The sequence below is a fragment of the uncultured Porphyromonas sp. genome, assembly GCF_938023125.1.
Lineage (GTDB): Bacteria > Bacteroidota > Bacteroidia > Bacteroidales > Porphyromonadaceae > Porphyromonas.
The window spans coordinates 351034-367233 of record NZ_CALHDW010000018.1; the positions used below are offsets into that span (position 1 = coordinate 351034).

The 16200-nt window shown below is 49.8% G+C and carries 13 protein-coding genes; 6 read left to right on the forward strand and 7 right to left on the reverse strand.

What is annotated here, in order from left to right; all coding sequences use genetic code 11:
- Window positions 1-30 precede the first annotated feature (30 nt).
- Both Q0090_RS07635 and Q0090_RS07640 read left to right on the forward strand, forming a co-directional pair.
- Window positions 31-2328 carry a serine protease gene (locus Q0090_RS07635; protein ID WP_297949346.1) on the forward strand — a complete coding sequence of 766 codons (2298 nt, stop codon included), beginning with the start codon at window positions 31-33 and terminating at the stop codon, window positions 2326-2328.
- Window positions 2329-2383: 55 nt separating this feature from the next.
- Window positions 2384-3082, forward strand: a complete 699-nt coding sequence (locus Q0090_RS07640; RefSeq protein WP_297949348.1) for a copper homeostasis protein CutC — start codon at window positions 2384-2386, stop codon at window positions 3080-3082.
- 33 nt (window positions 3083-3115) lie between these two features.
- On the opposite strand, the gene Q0090_RS07645 is transcribed toward Q0090_RS07640, so the two are convergent.
- The 7 genes from Q0090_RS07645 to Q0090_RS07675 form a co-directional block, all read right to left on the reverse strand.
- Window positions 3116-4375: a pitrilysin family protein gene (locus tag Q0090_RS07645; protein ID WP_297949350.1), complete on the reverse strand. Its 1260-nt coding sequence runs from the start codon at window positions 4373-4375 to the stop codon at window positions 3116-3118.
- Between the two features lie 172 nt (window positions 4376-4547).
- Complete coding sequence (locus Q0090_RS07650) at window positions 4548-5129, reverse strand: 30S ribosomal protein S16 (protein WP_004333562.1); 582 nt, start codon at window positions 5127-5129, stop codon at window positions 4548-4550.
- A gap of 701 nt (window positions 5130-5830) precedes the next feature.
- Complete coding sequence (locus Q0090_RS07655; RefSeq protein ID WP_297949353.1) at window positions 5831-7906, reverse strand: hypothetical protein; 2076 nt, start codon at window positions 7904-7906, stop codon at window positions 5831-5833.
- Complete coding sequence (locus tag Q0090_RS07660; RefSeq protein ID WP_297949355.1) at window positions 7906-8430, reverse strand: hypothetical protein; 525 nt, start codon at window positions 8428-8430, stop codon at window positions 7906-7908. The genes Q0090_RS07655 and Q0090_RS07660 overlap by 1 nt, the downstream gene beginning before the upstream one ends.
- Window positions 8431-8596: 166 nt before the next feature.
- Window positions 8597-10249, reverse strand: a complete 1653-nt coding sequence (locus tag Q0090_RS07665; RefSeq protein ID WP_297949357.1) for a hypothetical protein — start codon at window positions 10247-10249, stop codon at window positions 8597-8599.
- 5 nt (window positions 10250-10254) lie between these two features.
- Window positions 10255-11019 (reverse strand): hypothetical protein, encoded by a 765-nt coding sequence (locus tag Q0090_RS07670; protein ID WP_297949360.1) that lies wholly within the window; start codon window positions 11017-11019, stop codon window positions 10255-10257.
- Window positions 11020-11032: 13 nt separating this feature from the next.
- Entirely contained in the window at window positions 11033-11623 is a 591-nt protein-coding gene (locus Q0090_RS07675; RefSeq protein WP_297949362.1) for a leucine-rich repeat protein, read from the reverse strand.
- Window positions 11624-12130: 507 nt separating this feature from the next.
- Here Q0090_RS07675 and purH point away from each other — a divergent pair.
- From purH to mreD, 4 genes are all read left to right on the forward strand, one after another.
- On the forward strand, window positions 12131-13651 hold the full coding sequence (gene purH / locus Q0090_RS07680; protein ID WP_297949364.1) for a bifunctional phosphoribosylaminoimidazolecarboxamide formyltransferase/IMP cyclohydrolase: 1521 nt from the start codon (window positions 12131-12133) through the stop codon (window positions 13649-13651).
- A gap of 44 nt (window positions 13652-13695) precedes the next feature.
- Complete coding sequence (locus tag Q0090_RS07685; RefSeq protein WP_297949366.1) at window positions 13696-14718, forward strand: rod shape-determining protein; 1023 nt, start codon at window positions 13696-13698, stop codon at window positions 14716-14718.
- 80 nt (window positions 14719-14798) lie between these two features.
- Window positions 14799-15668 carry a rod shape-determining protein MreC gene (gene mreC / locus Q0090_RS07690; RefSeq protein WP_297949368.1) on the forward strand — a complete coding sequence of 290 codons (870 nt, stop codon included), beginning with the start codon at window positions 14799-14801 and terminating at the stop codon, window positions 15666-15668.
- 3 nt (window positions 15669-15671) lie between these two features.
- Complete coding sequence (gene mreD, locus Q0090_RS07695) at window positions 15672-16187, forward strand: rod shape-determining protein MreD (protein ID WP_297949370.1); 516 nt, start codon at window positions 15672-15674, stop codon at window positions 16185-16187.
- Window positions 16188-16200 lie beyond the last annotated feature (13 nt).

A 16200-nucleotide genomic window follows, 5' to 3' on the forward strand; every position in this document is an offset into this window, starting at 1 on the left:
AATTACACACCATACAGCCTGTTTTTGAATATGAAAATTCGATCGATAATACTTTCCGCCTTCCTCTGCACTATCGTGGGAGGTAGTTCGTTGCCTCTTCTGGCTCAGTTGAGCTTGGGTGGGATGCCCTCTAACATCTCCACCTCATCTGAGCTTCGCTCCGCCTCGTCTGAGGTTAAGGCGATTACCTTGCCGGCACCCCCCAAAGCGGAGATTGAGCGACTCTTGGAAGAGGAGAGCCTTGGTACTCCCCTCGTGCGTGCTACTTTTCGGACGGGGATACCTCAAGAGGTGGACCTCTCCCCGAGTAATAGTGGCTCCATCTCTTACGACAACGAAGGGCGTTTGATTTGGGAATTAGCCATCCGAAGCGAGGGGGCAGCCTATCTGCAGCTCTTCTTCGATCAATACTCTCTAGAGGAGGGGAGTCGTCTCTTTGTGCTCTCTCCCGAGAGAAATATAGTGCGTGGGGCATTTGGAGCCCACAATAATACAGAGGCTAATTGTCTTGCCATCGCTCCGGTGGCAGGGGAGCAAGTCATCGTGCGTTACGAGTCGCCCAAGGGAGATCTCAAACTCCCCAAGCTGCATATCGGTAGCGTTACTTATGGATTCCGTGCCCTGATGCATGAGACCGCAGGTGTTTATAAGCAGGGGGAACCCTGGTTTGTTGGGGGGATGGACTGTGCCCCCAATATCGTAATGCGCCCCGAACTCGAGAGTCTGAGCCGCAGCCTTGTTTTGGTGATTGCTCGAGGGGGAACCATCTTCTCGGGTGCTCTTATCAATAATACCGCTCAGAATGGTGAAGCCTACGTGCTTACCGCCTCTCACTGCCTCAATGGTTCATTCAATTATCCCCACAACCAAAACTATCGGGAAACTACGGCACGTCAGTGCGTTTTCTACTTCAACTTCCGTAGCCCGACAGGGAGTCTACTCACTCGCCCGAGCGAAGAGCAGACTCTCTCGGGGGCTGAGATCGTAGCTTGGGACGAGGATCACGATCTCTGTCTCTTGCGCATTACGGGGGTCGAAAAAAAAGGTGCAAGTGACGTGGGGAGCATACCGGCTGCTTATCGACCCTACTTTGCCGGATGGAATGTGGGAGAGCACAACCCTCCCTATACGGCCATGCACCATCCTCAAGCCTCTACGGCTCGGTACTCTCGCTGCGATAGCAAAATCCCCATTTCGGACTATAGTGTAAAGAATAAGTCTTGGTCTGATACTCACTACTATATTGATAAGTGGGCAGTAGGTACCACGGCGGGGGGCTCCTCCGGTTCGCCTCTCTTAGATTCGGAGGGACGCATCATTGGGGCCCTAACAGGGGGTAGTTCCTATTGCCATAGCCCCTTTAATGACTTCTATTATGCCATCTCTCGTTGTTGGGAGGCTTCCAGCATGCAGGATGGCACAAGGTTAGAGCCATGGCTCGACCCTAAGTCTACCGGAGTGCGCAGTTTGGGTGGTCTGGATCCCTATGCTCCGCTCAATCCACAACGTCTATCGCACAATCTCTACTCGCTCCGACGCGACTCTGTGGAACGTACTACTGAGTATATTGCTCGCCTTTCTGGGGTGCGTACCTTCTATCAACTCTCGGATAGCTCTCGCGTATTGGGCCTTAAGATTGTGGCAACAATAGGCGCCTCTTTCCCCACGGGGGATATAACCCTCTACAGTGGTGATGCAAAAGGTCCCCAAGAAGAACTCTATACGACTAAGCTCCGTCACCCCTACTATACACAATTAGGGGGGAAGGCTCCTCGCACTCTAGGTGGGGATATGGAGTTCTTTGTACCCGTACCCTACGATGTAACGCTTGCCAAAGATGCTTATTTGTACATCTCGGTAACCGGTAGAAAGGATGATTCTTCCATGCCTCTTCAGCTTCCTATCCTACGGAGCAAGCAGCTCTCTCGCTCGGGCAACTCTACCCAGATCTTACCCCTTGGGGCTAGTGTGTGGCAAGAGTCGAATAGTGAAAGTCTGCCCTCCGACCTACAATACTCCGGCTCCTTCTGGATTGATGCCATCGTCCAGCCCATTGAAAAGGAGAATGCCAAGGACGAGGATCTTGCTAAAGAGACTCCCTATGTTATCGTGCTCGATAATACGATGCGAATAGTCTTGCCTAATGCCGAAGCCGGCAAAACTGCGGTCGTTTCTCTCTATAGCGTATTGGGAGAGCGCCTCTGTCGTGTGACTACTTCGCAAAGCGTTACGGATGTAACCCTTCCTCGCCTGGATCTGAAGAGGTGGGTGGTATGGTCTATCCAGTACGATGGAAAGGTCTACAAAGATGTCGTCCAAGCTTTCTAAGACTAGTCTAGGAACGTGTAAAGAAGAGCCGATTGTATAGGCTTATGCACGCTATATGAGTACAAGGGAAGGCTGGGAATTGGAGGTTTGCGCCTCGCAGTATTACGATGCTCTAGCCGCAGAAGAGGGCGGAGCGCAGCGTATTGAGCTTTGTTCGGCCCTTTCTGTGGGAGGACTTACTCCCTCACTAGGGCTTCTGCGTCAGCTCCGTACGAGACTCCGTATCGCGATCTTCCCTCTTATCCGCCTGCGGGCGGGCGACTTTTGTTATACCCCGGAAGAGGTGGCCGTAATGGCAGACGATATACGTTTGATGCGCCTCGAAGGGGCCGATGGATTTGTCTTTGGATGTCTCACCTCGGCGGGTGACTACGATACGGAAGCCAATGCTCAACTCCTAGAGGCTGCGGGGGGATTGCCCTGTACTTTTCATCGAGCCTTCGACGTGGCCCCTCGGCCTGCCGCGTTGCTCTCTTCTATCATAGAGGCTGGGTTTGTTCGCCTTCTCACCTCGGGAGGAGCCGCTACAGCTCTTGAGGGCGTAGAGGAGCTACACGAACTCGTATTGCTGGCAAAGGATCGTATTAAGATTCAATGTGGTAGTGGGGTGATGGCGGATAATATCCTCTCTTTGGCGCAAAAGACTGGGGCTCGTTGCTTTCATGGTTCTTTCCGTCGCCCCCTTGCGGATGGTTCTCTAGCCACCAGTGCAGAAGAGGTGGCACGTGCCAGAGAGCAACTTCTTCTTCTCTAGAGAGGTTGCCCTTTCTCGTTTTTGTTTCTCTTTTTAGTGATAGGTGAGGGTGAAAAGTCGTTCAGGGGCGAAAAGTTCTTGGGCTGTGTGTTGGAGTTGCTCGGCCGTAATGGCTTGTATTCGTCGCTCAATAACGTCTAGAGCATCGTACTTACCATAGAACAAAACACTCTTACCCATAGAGAGAAAAGCATTCTCACGGGCATCGCCTGAGATGGCAAGTTGTCCCATAAGTTGCCGCTTGGCATTGGCAAGTTCGTCCGCTTCTAGTGGGGTAGAAGAGAGCTTCATGAGCTCGTCTAGTACCTTTTGGGTTGCCTCTTTGACGTCTCGATGGGCGCAGCCAAAGTAGATAGAGAAGAGCCCACCGCCTGAGAATATCGTGTAGTTGCTATCTACGGAGTAGACCAGCCCGGCCTCTTCTCGTAGGCTTAGATTGAGCCGTGAGTTCATCCCTGGCCCTCCCAAAATATTATTGAGGAGGGTAAGTATAATGCGGCGCTCGTCATACAAACTATAGGCAAATCCCCCCATCAGTTGGTGGGTTTGGTAGGTATCGAAGCGATGCGTTACCTGGCGTTTGTTGGGGAGCGGTGCGGCGGTGGGATCCCAAGAGAGGAGTGGTCGCTCTATTTTTGTGGGAAGGATGCTCCCGAAGTGGTAGTTGCAGAAGTCGCACACCCACGCAAGATCGAATTGCCCACGGAGGCAGAGAATCATATTGTCTGCTCTATAGTGCTGCTGGCGGAAGTCTCGAGCCGCTTTGCTTGTGATGCGTTCTACCGAGGCGGTTGTTCCCAAGATGTTATGCCCAAGGGGTGTTCCGTGGAATAGATGCTCTTCAAACTCATCGAAAATCATCTCGGCAGGGGAGTCTCGGTAGCTATTGATCTCCTCTATAATTACTGTCTTCTCTTTTTTTAGCTCCTCTTCGGGGATGTGGCTGTGTAGTACGATGTCTGTAAGTAGTTGCAGGGTGCGTACGGCATACTTCTGCCCAAAGGCGGCGTAGAGGAAGGTCTCTTCTTTGGTCGTGTAGGCGTTTAGATCGGCGCCCACTACCTCCATACGATGGATAATTGACTTGGCTTTTCGTAGAGGGGTGCCCTTAAACAGCATGTGCTCTACGAGGTGCGCCATCCCATGGTACCTATTGGGGTCTTGGGCTGCCCCTGTGTGTACGATGTAGCCGGCGTAGGATATAGTGCTAGGCTCGGGGTAGTAGGCAATGCGGAGTCCCGAGGGGAGTTGATACACTTGATAGAGATCGGTTTCGACGAGGGGTTGTAGCATAGGTCGGGTGTACGAGAATACTCTTTTTGTAAAGGCGAGGGAGTGAATAGAAAATCTTTGGTGGCGAGATAGGGGAGAGGCCCCTCTGTAATAAAAGTACCCCTCAAATCTCTTAGGATAGAGACCTGAGGGGTATTTTCTTTAGGGTTGCTTAGCCTAAGAACCCCGGCTATTATGCTTCAGCAGGAGCCTCAGCAGCGGGAGCTTCTTCCTCTACAGCGGGAGTTTCTGCGCTCATAGAAGCTGCTTCTTCAGCCTCTTTAGCAGCCTCTTCTTCTGCCTTTGCCTTAGCTTCGGCAGCACGCTTTTCGGAGAGGGCTTGAGCCTTTACTTTGTTGATTTCTTGCTCAGCAGAGAGACGTTCTGCATTTGCTTTCGCTTTAGCTTCGTTGCACTTTGCTGTTACAGCGTTGAGTGCATCTTGCTTTTTCTTGCGCCAAGCTTCGAAGCGGCTTTCTGCGGTAGCTTCGTCGAACGCACCCTTCTTCACCCCACCAAGGAGATGTTTTTTGAGAAGAACTCCCTCACGAGAGAGAATGTTGCGAGCGGTATCGGTGGGTTGAGCACCTACACCAAGCCAATAAAGAGCACGCTCGAAGTTCAGATCTATCGTAGCAGGATTAGTGTTCGGATTATAAGAACCTATCCTTTCAATAAATCTACCATCACGTGGTGCCCTGCTGTCTGCGACTACGATCTTATAGAAGGCGTGACCCTTGTGACCGTGACGCTGCAATCTGATTTTAGTTGCCATTTCTTTTATTTCTATCTATTAGTGCTGTACACTTTACAGCGACGCAAAGGTACATCTTTTTGTGGAGATACGCTCCTTTTCACCTAAGTAACTTTTCTATGCAGATTCCAGTATCAGGTGCAACGGTATGACAAAAGTAATGCAAGGACTTCATTCGGAGATTTAAAGTCCAACTTTTTCCTAGGTCTGTTGTTTAGCAGCATCCTGATATATCGTATTTGCTTGTCATCGATGTCTTTGAAGTAAGTTCCTTTGGAAAACCCAAACCTCCTATGCAAGATCGCTGCCTCTTTTCAAGGATTGGGATGCTCTCAGAGAGCACAACAAAAATAATATCTAAAGGAAAAGTAATGACAAGGAACTCCATCCTAGGATACTTCCCTTACACACTTTTCCCGGACACTACCATCTGTAGCTTCTGATATAACCTGCGCAATTGTTCATTGAGCATTGGCTGTGTCTGGAGAGACGCAGAGTGTAGCGCTCTATGATGCGTAGTGCCTACAGAGGAGCTAACTCCTGGACTATATATAGCTAAGGTCGTTGATATGCAAGGCGTCATGCACATCTTCAAGTTTTTGTGTCACTAGCTTATATAGAAGCAAAAAGAGGAGGGCTCAACTGCTGAATGGAAGCGGTTGAGCCCTCGCTTTACGTTTTGCTGTCGCTGAGACTTTAATCAGTTAGCAATGAGAGAGGATTTACTTAGGCCTAGAGATTTGTAAGAGGTATTGCTTGAGATCTGTGTCAAAGAAGACTTCGCACTTAACCCCTTGTGTATCCATAGCAGAAATGGCACGATATCGGGCATCGTATTGGTAGCCCTCCGTAAAGCCATTGTTTGCCAGCCACTGTTTTAGTTCTGCAGATTGTAGCTCTGCATCGTTACTGAGACAATTGAGACGGCACATAATGTAAAGGCCAGTGTACTTACCAAAGGTGTAGCGGACGTAATGGAAGTTAGACTTGCTGAGATCCTCTGGCTTAGTATCGAACTGTAGCTTGGTGTCACTAGAGTAGAGAGTGTTGATCTCGCGAAGACCTAGTGTCTGCTCAAAAGCCTTGATCTTATCGTGATCCTTTGTCTCTAGTTGAGTATAAGAAGGAAAGTCCTGAGCGTCAGTGATGACTACATGATCCTTTTCGATATCGTTACCTGACGACACGTTTTTGTAGAGGAGTCTTACTTGTAGTGTTGTATTAAGTTCTGCGTTGGGCTCGTCTAGAAGTAAGACAGAGACTTTTGGGTCATCGTCCTTAGTGGCTGTAAGGGTTACGGTGCCATCATGAGAGTCCTGCGTAAAGGAGCTGAACCCAAGTTCGGATAGCATCGCCTTCGTTTTAGGGCAGTCAGCAAGTGTCTCCTTGCTAAAGGCTACAATCAGAAGATGCTGACCACTCTCAAGATCGTAGATGACTCCTGGAATAGTCTTTAGAGCCGTATTAGCAAAACCCCTAAACCGCTTACCTTGTAGGGCTAGATCTGTAGGAGTGCGTCCTAGTGCCTGCTCATGATCCAATATGTCTTGACTCGTTATAGCCCCTTGACTATCTACTTGAGGATCAAAGTTGAGTGAGGGTAGCTCGTTAGTTATAGCATCTGCTTGCGTGGAGAACTCGACTTTGGTGAGGGGGCCCCACTTGCCGTCGGCGTTCTTTGCCATAGCTGCGGCGTAGTAGGCGGTGCCTGGCTTGAGATCAGGCCAAGTCCATGTATAGGGACCACTGTGATAAGGTAAAGACATGTTGTCTGGCGTCTCCTGTAGGTACTTGATTATATCAGCCTCGTTGTACTTAGACTTCTCGATAATAGTCTCGCGATAGGAGGCGGTGTTTTCGTCAGGCGTGTTTACGACAGTAGCCTCCGTCTTGGTTATATCCTTAACCTCTATGCTCACACGTGCTGTCTCGGAGGTGCCCTGCTTTCGGGTTGTGACGGCAAATTTCTGAATGTCGGAGTACTGCCCCTCTTGATCGATGAAGACCAAATAGACTGTGTAGCTAGTACCTGGCTTGAAGTCAGTCATCACGCTCTTCTGAATACCCACGTAAGGCTTGCCCGTTGTAAAGTCTGTACCAAACTGAACGATGTAGTGCTTCAAGTCGGGGATTCGCATCATCTGCATCATTTGGTCTAGTGAGGGGTCGTCTGTCTCATTGTTGAAGAAGAAGTAACCAGCGACATCATCGTTAGGCGTGATAGTAGCGGTGTAGCCTGTCGTCGTGATGTCTGAGAAGGCCACCTCTACCTTAGGATCGCCTGCGAGCTTACCCTTGGGGACGGTGAACTCAACGCGCTTGACGTTGCCAGCACAACCGATCTCATCGTACGGGAGGAAGAGTGCTGTATAGGTGTATCCCAGCTGTAGCCCCGAGAGGTCATACTCCTTGCCTCCATCTACGTTAAAGATCTGTACACCCATACGAGCTGACATCTCAGGGGTAAAGAGCCGTAGGCACTGCATGTCGTCCATATTGGCGATCATAAAGCTCTCAGGGATGATCACCTTGATGTTCTGTACGTTGCCACCGACCATTCCTACTTTGAGCTTCATCCAGCCCGTCTTCCCGTTTTCGTGAGGAGTGATGGTAGGGTTGAGTGATAGGTCTACCTCGTCTGAGAGGAACTTGATGCTATCTATATGCTCTATGCGGTAAGGTAGTACCTCTCCGCTCTTGGAGTAGATGAGCATGCGCTCGTTGCTCTGCGCCATGGTGAGCGAAGGTAGGAGGGCCAGTAGCCAGACCAGAATAATGTGTAGTAGTTGCTTTTTCATTATAGAGTTATCTTGAGGGTGTTGTGTGCATTTGTTGTCGCGATGTATAGACCACTAGGCCATTGGCTGGCATCTAGGATGCATGTAGCGGATGTGATGGGGTAGTGCGACATGAGCTGCCCATCGGTAGCGTAGATGTAGAGGATCTCATCATTAGAGGTGAAGCCCTCGATATGGAGCTCTTGCCCTACTCTGTAGTAGCTCAGAGTAGCTGTCGGAGCTAGGAGTGGTGATGCGATGTGTGTCGTGTTGCCCTTACGATCCTTGGCAAAGAATAGCTTGTCAATGCTACTCATCGTCACCATCTCTGGAGTGAAGTGCTGGCCGGCGTCGCTACGCACCACCTTGATAGCCCCCGATGCGAAGGTGATTTTGCTGATCTTGCTCAGATCATAGCACAGCTCTTTGCTCTCCGTGGTCTTGACTACCAGAGTCGTGGGTAGCGCCTGAGCAGCCACCACTGAGGGTAGTAACAAGAGCCAGAGTAGGGGAACTAGTGCTAGTCGTTTCCTTAGTCTGTTCATAGTTGTTTGAAGATCGGGTTGATTGATTTTTCGTTTAGATAGAGGATCTCTCTGTCGTCCTATCTGCGTAGGCAAATATAATGTTTTTCATATAGATCTGGTCTGGTAAAATGCAGATTCCAGTATTGCTCCTTAGAGTAGGGGGCGAATGCATGCTACCTCGCCTCTAGGGAACGAGTACTTTCGCTACATTTTCTATCCGGCCATTGGCTTGTGTTGCCGCCACTAGATAGTAGGCGTGAGGGGGGAGGGTGATGCTTTTTGTCTCCCCTCGAGAGAGTGATAGGCTTGCGATGGGGAGCCCCTCTATCGTGTAGATCGTATATTCCGCAGCTTGACTTTCGGGTGCCGTGATAAGGAGTTCTCCTACGCATTGTGCGATCTTTATTCCCAGGTGGAGAGGGCTTGCTAGGTTGCTAGGGTCCCCTGGCCAGTTCTCTTTGAGGTCGATGCGCCACCCATTCCGGAGAGGTAGGGTGAGGTCCACTTCATTGGATCCGGGGTTGTTCGCAAGTCGCAGCCATTTCTTCCACCAAGCCTTGTTCTCACTCACCGTTATGCCGGAGATGTCGGGTAGTTGGTTGACGACCTTTTGTAGCTGGGGCGTGGAGAATTGGTTGTTGGCAAGGAATAGAGAGAACAGATTCTTGGCAAAAGGAGCTATATCTAGCTCTGTGAGCTGGTTCCCATCAAGCCAGAGGAGGTATAGATCTTTGTTCTCCGAGAGGTCAATTTGCCTTAATTGATTGTCGGAGGCAAGCAGCTCGCAAAGATCCTTGTTTGCCTTTAGATCCAACTCTTGGAGTTGCGCCTTCTGGCAAAATAGATATTTGAGAAGAGGTGCCTTTGTGAGGTCTATCTTTTGCAGCGGGTTGTTGCTGCAACGTAGGTCGGAGAGAATGGGCGCCGATATGCTGAGCGATTGGAGCTTATTGTCCATTACCTCCACCTTCTCCAGCTCGGGTTGCTGGGTGAGGGTGAGTTGGGTAAGCTCATTGTTATTGGCATAGAGAACGTGTAGAGCCGGGTTGCCCGAGAGGTCTAGTCGGCTTATCCCACAGTCATTCAGATTGAGTACTCGTAGGTCGTCTAGTGTGCTTACATCAAGATGCTTGATGGCACTATTTTCGATAAATAGCTGCTGTAACTTTCTGTTCTTACTTACATCGAGTTGCTCTATTGGGTTGCCTCCGCAACGTAGCACTGTAAGCTCTCTTAAGTGATCTATCTGCAAGCTGGATATCTTATTGTTCTCGCAGCGTAGCGCTATGAGTCTGTTTAGTTCGCTTAGGTCGAGAGATTCGATTTCGTTCCCATAGCAAATAAGCATGTCAAGTCGGGGAGAATGTTTTACATCCAAGCTCTTGAGATGATTGTTGGCAAGGTGCAATTCCTCGAGCATAAAGGCTGAGGATAGATTAAGTTGAGAGAGTTCGTTGCTTTGGCAGTGCAAGAAGCGAAGTTTCTTTAGCCGTGTTATGTCAAGCTTCTCGATGCCATTCCCTTTGTCGTTGTTGCCTAGGTAGAGGGCAATAAAATCTAGAGGGTCGCCATAGATGCGGATGGTATTGCCTTTAGCTTCCCCTCGTATGCCATCTACTCCGTAGTTCTTTGCGGGGAACTCTTCGCGAACGCCATCTCCCCAGTCTATGGAGAATGGGGAGCGGCAGTGGATCCCCAAGACAATCTCTTCGGGTGCATTCGCAGAGCGTTTGAAGGTGATGGCCTCCTCCTCTTGGGCTTTGGCTCCGATGGTGGAGCCTAAAAGCAAGAGTGCGCAGGCGATTAAACTTCCCTTCTTTACTAGAAATCGTAACATAATCTTTAGCCTTCGTTTTCCATATAATTACCAGCAGGGGCAAACATGAGCACAAGTACCTTTTTGTCCCCTTCCTCCTCTGTTATCTCGGAGAGCTTGGTGAGGTTGATCATAATGTCGAGGTTCTTCTCTTTGTTAGTCGCTACGAAGCCGTCTTCACCCAGTGATTGAGGGGTGCTAAATCCGCTTGCTGTGAGTAGTTGGATAAAGGCTTCGGTGAGCGAGAAACTCTCCCCGTTGGGTTGTGTGGCATACTCTATTTGAGGATAGAAGCCCCAGAATTCATCAAACTCTCCGGCTCCATTTTTGGAGACAAAGTAGCACCGGAAGGAGATTTCTTCGGAGGCAATATCGTACCACATAAGGGCGTGAAGTCCCTCTTCGGGGTTGCTTCTCTTTTCGTTGTAGGTGCCGTTGTGAGCTGCCTCATAGGCTTTGATCTCGTCTTGACTAGCCCCAAATGCCAGGGTGGGCATGGGGAGCGTGCTAAAGGTCTTAGGCTCTTCGTAGGCTACAATGTTTGCTTTGGAGAGATCGATGCTTCGCAAGGATCCTTTTTCGCCACTCATCTCTTGTAGGGTCTTGAGGTCGAGGGCGTTGATCTCTCCCGAAACTATGATCTTTTGGGTTTGAGCATATTGCTCGTTCGATAGGAGGCTTCTGAGGCTACCGGCCTTGTCTACATGGAGCGTAAGGGCGGTTTCGTTTTGGGCGAATAGGACGCCGATAGAGAGGGCTAGAGAGGTGAAAAAGAGGATTGTTTTAGACATAACTCAAACCGGCTTAGAGAGATACTTTTGTTATTTGATTGTTGAAGGAGACGAAGTAAACACCCTGAGGGAGTACGATCTCCAAAGGTGTGTTGGCGGATGCTTTCGTCTGATATAGGAGCTGACCTTGAGGGTCGAAGATCCGTATGCTTCCCGTGCTGTTGGGGAGGAGGGAGAGTGCATTCTCTCTTGTGCTTACCATAAGGGTGCCTTCTCTTCCGGCAGATGAAAGTGCTAAGGGTTGGCCTACCTCAATCTTTGTCTTGCTGAAGTGGAACATGGCATCGAGGGCAAGGCGCATTTCCTCGGTGGGGACGTAGAGGGTAAGTCCCTCTTGATCGGGGAAGGCATTGACGTTAAATCGTGAAGGGTTGCCCGGGGTGATGATGATTCGTTTTAGCTGGGTACATCCCCTGAAGGCGTGCGATCCGACCTCTTTGAGAGATTGGGGTAGCGTGATCTCTTGGAGCTTTGTACTCCCCTCAAAGGCTTGAGCAGGAAGTGTCTTCTGGGGGTACTTGAGCGAATTTTTGAGTTCTTGCCCATTGAGTGACAACGTACAGCCTGAGGCGGCAAATAGGAAAATTAGAACTAGTCTTTTCATCGGAAACTTTTTATTGGAAACGTTATACCTATTCACTTATAGAAGATGCTTTCCAGAAAGGAGAGGTCGCCCGAGGACTTACAACTAGAGTATCCTAGGGGAGAGATTCCATGCCAAGAGAAAACTTACGCCGCAAATGTAGCAAAAGATTTTGTTCCTATTATTTTGATAATATCAAGGTCTTGTGTAGGGTTTGTGGGTTGCCAAATAGAGCCCTTCCCGCTCCCCTCGTTGTGGGGATATGCCGTGTGTTGAGCCGCTTCTTAGGGTCGGGGGGGAGGGGAGCTCTGCCAAAGGGGCGTGTGAGTGGCCTCTAGGATCCCCCTCGAGGGCTCGTTAAGGGATATGAATTTATTTTCTAAAATCTCTTCAGAAGAGTCTGTGAGCCTTTGTTTATTGGAGGGGTTTGCTCCTCTACTTTTTTGTACGAATTCGGCTAGAGTGTTTGCTTTTCTGTATCTTTGTATCTGCAAGTTTTTATCCCTCTTTTAGGGGGCTTATTTTGGAGTGATGGAAAGAAAGATTCAGAGGGCATTAATCTCCGTTTTTCATAAGGAGGGGCTCGAAGAGATTGTACGTGCGCTGCACGATTTGGGAGTAGAGATTGTCTCTACCGGAGGTACTAAAGACTTTATAGAATCCCTAGGAGTGCCGGCCGTGGCAGCCGAGGATCTTACAAGGTATCCCTCGATGCTGGGGGGGCGTGTAAAAACGTTGCACCCCGCTATCTTTGGGGGTATCTTAGCTCGCCGTGATGAGGAGAAAGACCTCCAAGAGGTGGATCAGTACGACCTTCGCCTCTTCGACCTCGTGCTCGTAGATCTCTATCCATTTGCCGCCACTGTTGCCTCCGGAGCCCCCGAAGCCGATATTATCGAAAAGATAGATATTGGCGGTATTTCACTTATCCGTGGAGCAGCTAAGAACTTCCGAGATGTCCTTATCATCTCCTCCTCTTCGCAATATCCTCTCTTGATGGAGATTCTAACCAGCCAAAAGGGATGCACATCGCTAGAAGAAAGAAAGCGTTTTGCCGGGGCTGCTTTTGCCGTATCGTCAGGCTACGATAGCGCCATCTTCAACTATTTCGATGGAGGAGAAGGCACCGCTTTGCGTATTGCTTATGATGGGGTAGAGACGCTTCGATACGGAGAAAATCCCCATCAACAAGGCCGTTTCTTTGGTGATTTTGAGGCCTATTTCGATAAGATTCAAGGCAAAGAAATCTCTTACAACAACCTGCAAGATATTGCTGCTGCTTGCGATCTTATTGCCGAATACAAGGCGCCTACCTTTGCTGTCCTTAAGCATAATAACCCTTGTGGAATAGCTTCTCGTGCAACGATAGAAGAGGCTTGGATGGCCGCTCTCTCCTCAGACCCCGAGTCTGCATTTGGCGGGATCTTGGTGGCCAATCGCCCCATTGATAAAGCTACAGCGGAGGCTATTGGGAACCTCTTCTTTGAAGTGCTCGTGGCTCCGGACTACGATACGGACGCCCTCACGCTCCTTACACAGAAGAGCAAACGCATCCTTCTTATCCAAAAGAAGCCGATCGAAAGTCGCTTTACTTTCCGCTCTGCTCTGGGCGGCGTCTTGATGCAAGAGACCGACCTCCGTAGCGAAGGTAAGGGAGACTTCGAAGTCGTTACGAAGAAACAACCTACCGAAGATGAGTTGGACGACTTCGTCTTTGCTCAAAAGGTGGCAAAGCACTGCAAGAGTAATGCCGTAGCTCTTGTAAAAGATAGTCACTTGCTGGCAGTGGGGATTGGCCAGACCTCGCGTGTGGCAGCCCTCAAGCAAGCGATTGAGAAGGCGCAGCATTTTGGCTTCGATCTCCGAGGCGCCGTGTTGGCTAGCGATGCCTTCTTCCCCTTCGACGATTGTGTGACTCTCGCTGCCGAAGCCGGCGTAACAGCCGTAGTGCAACCCGGGGGATCGATGCGTGATGGCGACAGTATAGCCAAGGCCGACGAGCTAGGGCTAGCTATGGTATTTACGGGGGTACGCCACTTCAAACACTAACTTGCCCTCTCCGAAAGACTAACAGACTAGATGTTTACAAGATAATGGGACTTTTCTCCTTTAGACAAGAGCTGGCCATGGACCTCGGTACTGCCAATACCATCATCATGAAAGATGGTAAGATAGTACTAGACGAGCCCTCTGTTGTCGCTTTCGATCTCCGCACCAATGAGGTGCTTGCCATTGGGCACGAAGCGCGTGAAATGTACGAGAAAGCACACGCTTATATCCGTACCGTTCGTCCCTTGCGAGACGGCGTAATCGCAGATTTTAATGCTGCCGAGCAGATGATTCGTGGGATGGTCAAGATGCTGAACAAGAAGTCGCATCGACTATTTACCCCCTCTCTCCGTATGGTAGTGAGTATCCCCTCCGGGAGTACCCAAGTGGAGATACGTGCCGTACACGACTCTAGCGAGCACGCCGGTGGGCGTGACGTGTACATGCTCTTCGAACCCATGGCTGCGGCTATCGGTATCGGAGTGGATGTGCTTACACCCCAGGGAAATATGATCGTAGATATAGGTGGAGGCACTACCGAGGTGGCCGTAATATCCTATGGCGGTATTGCCACAAAGCAAAGTATCCGCACGGCCGGCGATGAGTTTACCAACGACATTATGAAGTACATGCGCCAAAAACATAATGTTCGCATCGGGGAGCGTACTGCCGAGCAGATCAAAATAAGTGTGGGAGCTGCTGTTAAAGACCTCGAGAATCCCCCCGAAGACTTTATCGTTTGTGGTGCCGACCAGATGGATACACTCCCTCGTCAGATCCCCGTCTCGAGTGTAGAGATTGCCGGATGTTTGGACGAGTCGATTGTAAAGATCGAGGCGGCTATTCTCAAAACGTTGGAAGAGACTCCTCCCGAGCTTTACGGTGACGTGATGGAGAATGGTATCAACCTAACGGGTGGTGGCGCCTTGTTGCGTGGCCTTGATCGCCGTCTCACCGATCGTTTCGGTATTCAGTTTACAGTGCCGGAAGACCCCCTCCATGCTGTGGCTAAGGGTACCGGGGTGGCATTGAAAAACCTGGATACATTTAACTTCTTAATCCGATAGATCTTGATAAAGAGGGTGGGGTATGGCTTGTCCCCCCCCCCCTCCATTTCGATACTTTTAGATCCGGCTAATAAAAAGAGGTGCACAAGGCTACCGAATTCCTCCTCTCCCGAGGGCATTGGCTTCTCCTCCTAGTGATTGAGGGGATCGCTCTTGTGCTGATTTTTAATAGCGGTTTTTACCATCGCTTTATCAATGTTGCCTTTTCTAATCACCTTGTGGGATCGATCCAGCAAGTGACGGGAGAGGTCTCTAGTTATATAGGTCTTCGGGAGAAAAATCGCCTACTTACCGAGAGCAATGCTCAGCTAGAGATGCAGTATTTGCAGCTCAAACAGCAAATCGATTTTGCCCTCGCTGATACCGTCAAACCCCTTACCTTCGTACAAGATTCTACCGAAGCGATCCCCCAACTTCAGTTCCTTACGGCTCGTGTGGTTAGTTCTACTCTCAATAGAGGGCACAACCTTATTGTGATTAATCGTGGCGAAGAGGCGGGTGTGAAAAAGGATATGGGGGTGATGAGTGCTCGTGGGGTTGTGGGGATTGTCTCCTCCGTGTCGAAGGGGTACTCTGTGGTAGTCCCCTTGATTAATCCTACGCTCAAACTTAGCTGTAAGCTCAAGCGTACAAACCACTTTGGCTACTTGGCTTGGGATACGCCCGGCTCGGTTACATCAAAGCTTACCGACCTGCCTTCACATGTGCGGGTCAACGTTGGCGATACCATCGTGACAAGCGGGTATAGCTCTGTGTTCCCTCCCAATCTGTATGTAGGTAGGGTGGATAGTTCGTATCGGGCGCGAGATGGCGTTGCTTTGGGTAATAGTAATGTCCCTGTAGCCTTGGGTGCCGACTTTGGAACGCTGGATTTTGTATACGTTGTGATGGCTGGGGTCTCCGTTTCGCATGAGGCATTAGATTCTGTTCAATCTCTCTATATTCCTTAGACTATGGGGCGTTATCTACTTCTCTTTTGCAAGATTATAGTACTAATTTTGCTGCAAGTGTGGGTCTTTAGTCCGCTCTATATCTTTCGGTTAGCGACTCCCTTCCCTTATATCTATATCCTCTTTCTTATCCCAATAAATGTCTCCAAAATGGGGATCACATTGTGGAGTGCCTTCTCGGGTCTTCTGCTTGATATCCTATCGGGGACTCCCGGGCTGCACATGGCGGCCTTCACGGCTACGGGATTTCTGAGAAGCTATCTTTTGCCTCTCTTTGTAGACTCGGATACAGATGGTTCCTGCCCACCCTCGCTGGCTGTGAGTGGCTGGGGAATTGCTCTTTTGCTCCTTATCCTTACGGCATTCCATCATACTCTTTTATTCTTCTTGGATGCTGTTGGGGCTTTCGATTTACCCTATTTCTTGCTGCGCTTGGGTACTAGTATTGTGGCAACTTATGCACTTACTCTTGTGTGCTTGCTACTGCTGGGATATCGATCTCGTAAGCGTAGAGACTAGTTCCATTTACTCG

Excerpts from the sequence above, each read along its gene's own strand:
- Q0090_RS07640 (WP_297949348.1), top strand. The coding sequence starts at position 2,384 with ATGAGTACAAGGGAAGGCTGGGAATTGGAGGTTTGCGCCTCGCAGTAT.
- Q0090_RS07665 (WP_297949357.1), bottom strand. The coding sequence starts at position 10,249 with ATGTTACGATTTCTAGTAAAGAAGGGAAGTTTAATCGCCTGCGCACTC.
- Q0090_RS07650 (WP_004333562.1), bottom strand. The coding sequence starts at position 5,129 with ATGGCAACTAAAATCAGATTGCAGCGTCACGGTCACAAGGGTCACGCC.
- Q0090_RS07635 (WP_297949346.1), top strand. The coding sequence starts at position 31 with ATGAAAATTCGATCGATAATACTTTCCGCCTTCCTCTGCACTATCGTG.
- Q0090_RS07675 (WP_297949362.1), bottom strand. The coding sequence starts at position 11,623 with ATGAAAAGACTAGTTCTAATTTTCCTATTTGCCGCCTCAGGCTGTACG.
- Q0090_RS07645 (WP_297949350.1), bottom strand. The coding sequence starts at position 4,375 with ATGCTACAACCCCTCGTCGAAACCGATCTCTATCAAGTGTATCAACTC.
- Q0090_RS07660 (WP_297949355.1), bottom strand. The coding sequence starts at position 8,430 with ATGAACAGACTAAGGAAACGACTAGCACTAGTTCCCCTACTCTGGCTC.
- Q0090_RS07685 (WP_297949366.1), top strand. The coding sequence starts at position 13,696 with ATGGGACTTTTCTCCTTTAGACAAGAGCTGGCCATGGACCTCGGTACT.
- Q0090_RS07670 (WP_297949360.1), bottom strand. The coding sequence starts at position 11,019 with ATGTCTAAAACAATCCTCTTTTTCACCTCTCTAGCCCTCTCTATCGGC.
- Q0090_RS07655 (WP_297949353.1), bottom strand. The coding sequence starts at position 7,906 with ATGAAAAAGCAACTACTACACATTATTCTGGTCTGGCTACTGGCCCTC.
- mreD (WP_297949370.1), top strand. The coding sequence starts at position 15,672 with ATGGGGCGTTATCTACTTCTCTTTTGCAAGATTATAGTACTAATTTTG.